The following is an 8,857-nucleotide window of genomic DNA, read 5'->3' as shown; positions in this document are numbered from 1 at the left end:
CGTAAACTCCCGCAAAGCGCTTGCACCGTCCCTACGCCAGTATGAACTGGATCAGGTTCAACGGGTCACTGCGCCGCGAAAGCCAGCAGTATCTCAGCCCCTTGCCGGGACTCCCCTGGTGAATGCCCTAGGTTGAACGGGCCTGCGCTATCTTGTCAAGCGCATTCGGCCCGAGGCGGCGATCGGCGACCAATCAACCCTGGGGAAGCGCGCGCACGTGTCGAGAGCAAGTCACGCCTAGAGGAGCGCGAAGCACCCACGACAGGCATGCGGATTCGAAACCTTTTCCAGCACGGCATTTTCGGGCTTTCTTGGACCGACGTTGCTGCCGACAACTGGATGTCCGTCTTACGTCATCGGCCGCGTGGGCTAGACGCCCCGTTTGTTTCCCCAAAGCAGAACATGAAGTTGCGGCAGTACACGAGCCTCGAACCACCTGTCACGGGTCACCTTTTCGACCAGCCATTCCATGCGTTTCATCACACCGGCCATGTCGATCAACGCGTCTTCGTTACCGGGACGCGGCGGCGTGTGATTGCCAGGCTGCAGATAGACGGGTAGTTGCGGATAGCGCGCCGCGGCGTCTTTGGCATAGGCATAGTCGTCATCGTCGAAGACGACGAGCTTGAGCGCCATCCGCGGCTTATCCAGCGCCGCCTCGACGCAGGTGTCGAACGCGGCCCAATCTGTCGTCATTTCGCTTGAGGGTGGCTTGGGGCTGAGCACCAGCACGTCGAGATCCGCGAACCATTCCTTAGGCACCGAGCCTTGGGTTTCCAATGCAAAGCGGTAGCCCTCACTATGCCCGTGGTCGATCAGCGCGCCAAGCGGTTGAATGGCCGGATTGCCGCCCGACAGCGACACCATCACGGGCTGACCGCCGGAAAGCGCAATGACCTTTTGCCAGACTGCACCGGTTGACATCATCTCCCAATCATGGCGGAAGCGACTGTCTACCGCATGCAGGCTGTCGCACCAGGAACAGCGATAATCGCACCCGCCTGTTCTTACGAACACCGTGGGCAAGCCGATCAGCATGCCTTCGCCCTGAATGGTCGGCCCAAAAATCTCGCTCACGCGGATTCCGGGCTGCATTGCGTAAGTCATGGCCGGTATTCCGCCCAGGTTTTCGGCGTCTCGCTCACCCGCACGGCGGAGGTTTGTGGGAGCCGCACTTTGCACCAGTCGTAGAAGTGCCTGGCCAGACATTCCGCCGTGACACGGTCATGCCCCAGGACGTCGTTAAGATGCCGATGGTCGAACGTCCCATCGATGTAGTGCTTGAGCGCCGCCACGTCTTGGTAGTCGCGCACAAAGCCATGTTCGTCCAGTTCGCCACCTGAAAGCTCCACTACGACGATGTAATTGTGGCCGTGTAGGCGCGCGCACTGATGATCGGGTGGCAAGGAGGTGAGCTGATGTGAGGCCGAGAAATGGAACTCTTTGGTAATGCGGAACATCACGCGCTCCTTGTCTGGATAGCGTGGTGCCAGAAGTCCGCGTCCTCATAATCTGTCGGGTCGGCAATGCCGGCCAGGTCGAATGCCTCACGCCGTTCGATGCATGTCCCGCAGCGACCGCAATGACGTGCGCCGCCCTTGTAGCAGGACCACGTCGCTTCGAACGGTGTGGCGTACTTTGTCCCCTCGCTGACGATGTCGGCCTTCGACATATTCACATAGGGAGCGTAAAGGCGGATATCGGCGTAGCCTGCGAGCGCATGGTTTTGCATCGTCTGAAAGGCATCGATAAAAGCGGGCCGGCAATCGGGATAGATGAAATGATCTCCGCCGTGGACGGCAGTGGCCACCGCATCGGCCTTCTGCGCGGCGGCAACCCCGAAGGCAATAGCCAGCATGATGGCGTTCCTGTTCGGCACCACCGTGATCCTCATGGAGTCTTCGGCATAGTGCCCGTCGGGCACGTCCACACTATCAGTCAGCGCCGAGCCGCTCAGGTTCCGGCCGACATCGCGGATATCGACGATCTGGTGCCGAACACCCAGCCGTTTGGCGCAGATAGAGGCAAAGCCAAGTTCCTTTTTGTGCCTCTGGCCGTAATCGAACGAAAGCAGGCCAATGAGTTTCTGTTCGGTCGCCACCTTGTGAGCGAGCGAAACAGAGTCCAATCCGCCGGAGCAGATGACGAGGGCATTCATGGTTTGATTCCTTGTTTTGACCGGGTAAGGCTGCGACCGGAGATTTCTCTGCGTGCCCAGTACTCCACGGAGCCGCTTTTGTGAATGGGGTGGACGCAATTGAGGCGCACGCACCCTGGTGCCAGGGGCCCAACACGACTTGCACGCAATTTGACGCGCAGGCGGCGAAAAGAGCTCGCACCTGAACGCGACTGGCCCCGACCTCCTCGGCAATATGGTCCCGCCGCAAACGCGCGCCCGACTCCACAGACCGGAAGCGATCCATGCGGCGAGTGTGATCGACGGACGGAAAAGGTCCTCGGCAGTCTCGCTTCAATGACGGGGAAGGTGAAGGATTGACTGATAGGGTTTGCGGGCCGAGCTTGTCGGCCGCTCAATCGAAAGCGTCATTTGAGGCGCTTCCTCTCCCCCATGCAACTGGAAGATACGCTCGTCCAGTTCCTTGTCTACTTCCGTGAGACGATGGTTTAAGCGAAGATAGTCCGTCCAGGTCGGCGTACGGAACGTTTCTGTCCATTGGATGGGCTTCTGCAGGTTGCGCTGAAGGGTCCAGTTCCGCGCACCGACGCGGCTGTGGACATGACGCCGCTGCCGCATGAGGTCGAGGAAGGCCTCGAGATTCTTCTCGGCTATCAGATATTTGACCTTGACCACGATCGGGCCGCTTCTCGGCTTCAAATTGAGAGCGACAGCCGGGGCGTCGAATTCGTCCAAAGGATCGGGCTCGGACTCGCGGCGCTCGCGAAGGGGAAACAGGACTCCCGCGGCGGCAACCAGCAGCAGAGCACCAGCGGAGCCCTCCAGTGCCAAAGTCAGCGAATGGTTCTGGGAAACCGTGCCCCATACCCAGCTGCCGGCCGCGATGCCGCCATCGATTAATGCATAATAGATCGAGATGGTGCGCCCCACGACCCAGCGCGGGCTCGCCAGCTGCACGCTCACACCAACCCCGGACCAGGCGGTGACCCAGCCCGCGCCGCCCAGGGCGAGCGCAAGTGCCGCCACCGCAATGGAAGAGGTCAGTGCAAGGGAAAGAGAGCACGCCGCGCAGGCGACGCACGCGAGCCTCATCAACCGTTCCTGCGATAAGCTCCGTCTGAATGTGCCGTTGGAGAGGCCGGCAAAGACGGCGCCCGTTCCGAAGCCGGCCATGAGCGTGCCATAGGCGAGCGGTCCTCCGCCCAAATGATCGCGGACAACCAGCGGCAGCAGCGCGAGTATGGCGATGCTCGCCAGACCAAAGAGGGTTCCACGAGCGATCGCCGCCTTGATTTCCGATGACATCGCCGTGAACCGCAGCCCATCATAGATGGCCGTCCTCATCGACTCGCGTGGAAGAGGTGAGGAGCGAACCTTCCACTTGCAGCGCCATATGGTGGCCAGGGGTACCAAATAGGTGAGGGTGGTCACACAGAAGGCCGCCATAAGCCCGAACGAGGCAACCACGATGCCGCCGAGCGCCGGGCCCACCGTCCGCACAGTGTTGAAGCCGACGGAGAGCAGAGTGACGGCAGCGGGAACGTCGCGTCGATCCACGATATCGCCGACAGACGCTTGCCAGGCGGGATCGTTGAGAGCACCGCCGCTTGCGATCAAGAAGCTGAAGCCGAGGATCATCCACGGACTAACAAAGCCCAGCGCGACAACAGCGGTCAGCATCGCAGAGGCTATCACCATAAGGCAGCGGCCGGCGAACATGACCCTGCGACGGCTGAAATTGTCGGCGAGCACCCCGGCGAAGACAGATAAAATGAACGCGGGCAGGTTCGATGAAGCCTGTACCAGCGCAACCATCAGATCGGAAGTCGAGATCGTTGCCATCAGCCAGCTGATGGCAACAGTCTGCATCAACCAGCCGAGGCTTGAGACCTGCGTGGCGAGCCAGATCGAACGAAAGGTCGGCTGCATGAGTGGCGCAAAGGTCGTCGGCGCAGCCAAATCTTCAACTGATCCAGCCACTCTACTCATTTTTTGCGAACCTTTGCTTTCCGGTATCGGCCGTCTCGCATGTAATCTCGACTGAACCGTGGCGGCTGGCAAATTGAGAGAAACTGTTTTGCTCCGATGAGGCGACCATCACGTCCGAAGTCGAAATAGTCGCCATCGGCCAGCTGATGGCGACGGTTTGAATCAGCCAGCCAAGGCTGGCGACCTGCGTGGTAAGCCAGATCGAACGAAAGGTCGCATTCTCGAGCGGCGCTCCCGGCGCACGTGCCCGTGGAGGAATGGCCCCATGAGCGCATTTTGTCGGGGCAGCGCAAGATATTTCTTTACCGCTGGCACTCTGGCGCAAGCGATTACTTCATCTGGAATTGCCACCAACATGCTTTCGTGATTGCTGGGTCTATGTCACGTCCTCGCCTGCTGCCCGAAAAGAGTTTCCCGGGCTACGCATACCTGCCTGGCAAACATCCACATCCGATTCGTGATCCGTTGGGTCACAGTTATCAAAGCGACCCGGTGACCGTTGTTACGGTCGAGGAATCACTCACCTCAAACGTGTTCCGATGGGGAATCGACCTTTTCAACCACGGCTATTACTGGGAAGCTCATGAGGCTTGGGAGCCTCTATGGCATGCTGCGAAACAAAGCGCCCAGCATCGCCTTTTCTTCAAGGGATTGATCCTGTTGGCGGCGGCCGGGGTGAAGATCCGCGAGGGAAAGAGGGTCGCTGCCGCGCGCCATGCCGCAAGGGCTGCAGCGCTCTTTCGTCAGGTGGCGCTTCTGCAGAGCCGGCTCTTCGAGGCGGCAATCGGAATGACACCCGCCGCCCTCGCGGTCGAAGCCGAAGCGGCCACAACTCTCCCGGTTGTTTTGCGAGAGCCGATGCCTGGCCTGCCTGAGCCCGTTTTCAATTTCATTCTTGCACCGAAATCCGGGGACGGCCGATAGGCGTCACCTAGCGTGCGGTTCAAACTTCTTCGTTAACTGGATGCACTGCCGGTCTGTGAGTTTGACAAGGGCAGCTTCAATCCTGGAGCAGTGGGCCTACCGCTGACCCCGGCTCTGGCGGAGCACCCATGGAAGGCGCCGCTTCCATCGTTCACCTCTCGGCAAAGGAACATCTTTCTGCCACCGCTTTAACTTGCGGGTTCGTCTGCCTCCGGTCTGTGCGTTCGATGCTTCCGCCATCGGCATTTCCTCAACCGTCGGCGGCTTAGGAATCGATCCCTCCGGAACGATCACGCCCTTGGCGTCGGATACTGCTTCACCGGTGGTGAGCATTGGCTGAGGACGAAGATCTTCGGAAAAAAGCAGCGGCGGCGTCGCTTTGGCGATCGCACCTTCCGTCTTCACTTCAGCGACTTCGTTGGCGATGGCAGCGAGGTCGATGCCGCCCCAGATCGACTGTGGCCGCTTCACGAGGCCGTTGGGTTGCAACGATGATGTGAACGCTTGTCCAGGTTCGGTATCCCGACGCTTTGCAGGGCCCCACTCACGCGACCACCTAGCCTGACTGCGGCACAACGGCGGCGTCGGTGCGAAGCTGACTTCAAGGTGACGAATGCGACAGTTTCAGCGGGTCCGGAGCCGCCGCCCATCGAGGTGCGACTTGCTTCACATGTTCGAGGATCGCTTGCGCCGGCCAATCCGGGTCGGAACAAGAGCAGTGCGGAATCGTAGGCTAAGGGCGAAGGGAGCAGGAACGTTGTGCGGCACGGCGTAGCCCTGCCGGGAGGCGAAGCGACCTGGAGCCTTCCGGGAGACGTTGCTCGCTATGCCAGGTGTAGATGCCCGTCAGGTTGATGTGCTCCCAATTCGGCGGCGAGATATGCTTCAAGCGTATCTGGGACGTTCCTTCCCGCTCGTTTGAGCTCTGTGACCGCGCGGTCGAGATAGACAGTGTTCCAGTGGACGATCGCGCTAACGACAAGATTGAGGCCCGATGCGCGGAATGCCTGACTTTCGAATGACCGGTCGCGGAGTTCGCCACGCTCATGAAAGAAGACTGAAGATCGGCTTAATTCCGTACAGCGACAGATAATTCGAACGACAAAGTGGTGTGATATCCGGAAAAATTTGGCATTTCACGGGGCTTACCAGTCCGAAATTTTGCGTCGCTGGCGGGTGGCCTATGCGACTGAAAACAGAAGAGTTTTTGACTGAGGGTAGGGGTTTCCGATCCTAAGACCGAGTTTACCAATGGCCTCAAATCGGCACTGTCCCGCAATCGCCGAAGACTGTCACGGCGCGAAGCGAGATACTTGCGGAGATCGATAAAGCCCGCGAACTCGGTTATGCATTATGCGTAGAGCAGATGCTGATTGGCGAAATCGTGCTGGCATCGGCGATTTTCGAAGAACGCAACACGCCGATCGGCGCGGTGCATATCGTCGGTTCGCTGTCGGACTGGGATGCCGACTCCTTCTGCCGCAAACATGCGCCGCTGGCGATTTCGGCCGCGCGGATGATTTCCAACAGGTCCTGATCCCGGCGGGGATCTGCGGGCGCCGGCGTCAGAACGTCGCCGGTGTATTGATCCAGATCAGCATTGTCTGACTGTCCGAGAGATTGCGCCAGGAATGCGGCCTGTTGCTCTCGAAATAGAAGCTGTCTCCGGTGCGCAGTTCGAAGAACTGGTCGCCGTCGAGCACGACCTGCAGCGTTCCCGCCAGGACGAAGATGAATTCCTCTCCCTCGTGACGGTAGGAGCCTTCGCTGGAGGCACCGGGCGCAAGGTCGAAACGATGACATTCCATCTGCCTCCGACCCGGGACGAGCGCATGGATGGTGACGCCCGACGAGGTCGTAGGCCACGTCACCCATTCGCCGCTGCGTACGAGCGATGCGCTTTCGTCCTGCCACTGCTGCCCGCTGAGATCGGCGACCGTCGTCCCAAGGTGTTTTGCCACATCGTGCAGCGCGGTGATCGAGATTCCCTGCGACGTCCGCTCGAAAGTCGATAGCTGCGACATGGAGGTCCCCGTCGCACGCGCTACTGTTTGCAGCGTCTGCCGTGCCTGCCGTCGCAGGCTCCTGACCTTCATCCCGATCGGCATGTCGTCGCCAGCGACATTGCCCTGCATGGCGAGGCGCGATTCCTGCTCGTCCTTCAGCCCTTCCTTGATGGCTGCCGGATTGAGACCTTTTTCGCTTCGCATCCAGGCAATCGTCTGCAGCCGTTCGATGAGTTCGGAATCATAAAGTCGCTGCCCCGAGGGCGTGCGGATCGGTTCGACCAGCCCCTGCTGTTCCCACAGCCTGAGTGTCGACGGGGAAACGCCGGCGCTGCGCGCCGCTTCGGCAATTTTCAGAGGGTTCTTTTGCATATGCCGCGGGCAGGTTCTCGCAGGGTGAAATTTTTCTAGCGGTTACAAGATGCATCTTGCAACTCTACAGAAAAAATGTAGACATTTTTTTGACTGAGACGTTTCGCCTCCTCACCACCAGTCTTCCGTTTTTCAGGGATTGCTTCCATGCAGAATATCGAACTCGCAGACCGCCGCTCCGACGCCATTTCGCGCGGCGTCGGCGTCACCACGCAGGTCTATGCGGAGCGCGCCGAAAATGCGGAGATCTGGGATGTCGAAGGCCGCCGCTATATCGATTTCGCCGCTGGCATCGCGGTGGTCAACACGGGACATCGGCACCCGAAGGTCATCGCTGCGGTCAAGGACCAGCTCGACCATTTCACCCATACCTGCCATCAAGTGGTTCCCTACGAGAATTATGTGCGCCTCGCAGAGCGGCTGAACAAGGCCGTTCCGGGCAACTTCAAAAAGAAGACCGTCTTCGTCACGACAGGTGCGGAAGCTGTAGAAAATGCGATCAAGATCGCCCGCGCCGCAACCAACCGCTCGGCGATCATCGCCTTCACCGGCGCCTTCCACGGCCGCACGTTCATGGGCATGGCGCTGACCGGCAAAGTGGTTCCTTACAAGGTCGGTTTCGGCGCTATGCTGCCGGATGTCTATCATGTGCCTTTCCCGGTCGAACTGCATGGCTACACGGTCGACGATTCGCTCACCGTGCTCGACAAGCTGTTCAAGGCGGATGTCGATCCGAACCGTGTGGCGGCGTTTATCGTCGAACCCGTTCAGGGCGAGGGCGGCTTTTACGAAGTGCCGAAGGCGTTCATGCAGAAGCTGCGCGAGATCGCCGACAAACACGGCATCCTGCTGATCGCCGATGAGGTGCAGACCGGCTTCTCGCGCACCGGCAAGCTGTTTGCCATGGAACATCATGGCGTGGTGGCAGACATCACCACCATGGCCAAGGGCCTTGGCGGCGGCTTCCCCATCGCAGCCGTGACGGGCCGCGCCGATCTGATGGACGCTCCGGGGCCGGGCGGGCTCGGTGGCACCTATGGTGGCAATCCCATCGGCGTCGCCGCCGGCAATGCCGTTCTCGACGTGATCGAGGAAGAGGGCCTCAACGACCGGGCGACGTTGCTTGGCAACCGGCTGAAACAGCGCCTGCAGTCGCTTGCCGACGCCGTGCCGCAGATCGCCGACATTCGCGGGCCGGGTTTCATGAACGCCGTCGAATTCAACGTGCCAGGAAGCAAAACGCCAAATGCCGAGTTCACCAACAAGGTGCGCGAAAAGGCGCTGGCCAAGGGTCTGATCCTGCTGACCTGCGGCGTTTACGGCAACGTCATCCGTTTCCTCGCGCCGCTGACCATCCAGGACGAGGTGTTTTCCGAAGCGCTCGACATCCTGGAGGAAACCCTGCGCGAATGCGCCAAGGAGGCATGAC

The 8,857-nt window shown here is 60.1% G+C and carries 10 protein-coding genes, 1 pseudogene and 1 riboswitch; of the genes and pseudogenes, 3 read left to right on the top strand and 8 right to left on the bottom strand.

Annotation, left to right across the window (positions count from 1 at the left end; translation table 11 throughout):
- Nucleotides 1-10 precede the first annotated feature (10 nt).
- A riboswitch (TPP riboswitch) is annotated at nucleotides 11-127 on the bottom strand.
- A 242-nt stretch (nucleotides 128-369) separates the two neighbouring features.
- The 5 genes from queE to CK227_RS37295 all read right to left on the bottom strand — a co-directional run bounded on the left by queE (nucleotide 370) and on the right by CK227_RS37295 (nucleotide 4,451).
- Complete coding sequence (queE, locus tag CK227_RS15855) at nucleotides 370-1,107, bottom strand: 7-carboxy-7-deazaguanine synthase QueE (RefSeq protein WP_095776016.1); 738 nt, start codon at nucleotides 1,105-1,107, stop codon at nucleotides 370-372.
- Nucleotides 1,104-1,460: a 6-carboxytetrahydropterin synthase QueD gene (gene queD / locus CK227_RS15850; RefSeq protein ID WP_095776015.1), complete on the bottom strand. Its 357-nt coding sequence runs from the start codon at nucleotides 1,458-1,460 to the stop codon at nucleotides 1,104-1,106. Before queD ends, queE begins: the two co-directional genes overlap by 4 nt.
- Entirely contained in the window at nucleotides 1,460-2,158 is a 699-nt protein-coding gene (queC, locus tag CK227_RS15845; RefSeq protein WP_095776014.1) for a 7-cyano-7-deazaguanine synthase QueC, read from the bottom strand. The genes queD and queC overlap by 1 nt, the downstream gene beginning before the upstream one ends.
- Nucleotides 2,159-2,470: 312 nt before the next feature.
- On the bottom strand, nucleotides 2,471-4,126 hold the full coding sequence (locus CK227_RS15840) for an MFS transporter (protein WP_095776013.1): 1,656 nt from the start codon (nucleotides 4,124-4,126) through the stop codon (nucleotides 2,471-2,473).
- On the bottom strand, nucleotides 4,119-4,451 hold the full coding sequence (locus CK227_RS37295) for an MFS transporter (RefSeq protein ID WP_095776012.1): 333 nt from the start codon (nucleotides 4,449-4,451) through the stop codon (nucleotides 4,119-4,121). The genes CK227_RS15840 and CK227_RS37295 overlap by 8 nt, the downstream gene beginning before the upstream one ends.
- Here CK227_RS37295 and CK227_RS15830 point away from each other — a divergent pair.
- Nucleotides 4,376-5,050, top strand: a complete 675-nt coding sequence (locus CK227_RS15830; RefSeq protein ID WP_245318402.1) for a DUF309 domain-containing protein — start codon at nucleotides 4,376-4,378, stop codon at nucleotides 5,048-5,050. The genes CK227_RS37295 and CK227_RS15830 overlap by 76 nt on opposite strands.
- 96 nt (nucleotides 5,051-5,146) lie before the next feature.
- Here CK227_RS15830 and CK227_RS15825 read toward each other — a convergent pair whose 3' ends face one another.
- Together CK227_RS15825 and CK227_RS15820 are read right to left on the bottom strand one after the other, a co-directional pair.
- Nucleotides 5,147-5,539, bottom strand: coding sequence for a hypothetical protein (locus tag CK227_RS15825; RefSeq protein ID WP_142886643.1), 393 nt, complete (start codon nucleotides 5,537-5,539; stop codon nucleotides 5,147-5,149).
- Nucleotides 5,540-5,783: 244 nt separating this feature from the next.
- A pseudogene (locus CK227_RS15820) lies at nucleotides 5,784-6,135 on the bottom strand (Tn3 family transposase); the annotation flags it as partial.
- A 176-nt stretch (nucleotides 6,136-6,311) separates the two neighbouring features.
- Here CK227_RS15820 and CK227_RS15815 point away from each other — a divergent pair.
- Nucleotides 6,312-6,587: an IclR family transcriptional regulator C-terminal domain-containing protein gene (locus CK227_RS15815; RefSeq protein WP_095776010.1), complete on the top strand. Its 276-nt coding sequence runs from the start codon at nucleotides 6,312-6,314 to the stop codon at nucleotides 6,585-6,587.
- 28 nt (nucleotides 6,588-6,615) lie between these two features.
- On the opposite strand, the gene CK227_RS15810 is transcribed toward CK227_RS15815, so the two are convergent.
- Nucleotides 6,616-7,428 carry a cupin domain-containing protein gene (locus tag CK227_RS15810; RefSeq protein ID WP_095776009.1) on the bottom strand — a complete coding sequence of 271 codons (813 nt, stop codon included), beginning with the start codon at nucleotides 7,426-7,428 and terminating at the stop codon, nucleotides 6,616-6,618.
- Between the two features lie 147 nt (nucleotides 7,429-7,575).
- On the opposite strand from CK227_RS15810, the gene CK227_RS15805 reads away from it, so the two are divergent.
- Nucleotides 7,576-8,856, top strand: a complete 1,281-nt coding sequence (locus CK227_RS15805) for a 4-aminobutyrate--2-oxoglutarate transaminase (protein WP_095776008.1) — start codon at nucleotides 7,576-7,578, stop codon at nucleotides 8,854-8,856.
- The last annotated feature ends 1 nt before the right edge of the window (nucleotide 8,857 follow it).

The organism is Mesorhizobium sp. WSM4308 (assembly GCF_002294905.1).
Lineage (GTDB): Bacteria > Pseudomonadota > Alphaproteobacteria > Rhizobiales > Rhizobiaceae > Mesorhizobium.
The sequence above is the reverse complement of the archived record's forward strand: the minus strand, read 5'-3'. Positions and strand labels throughout refer to the sequence as shown.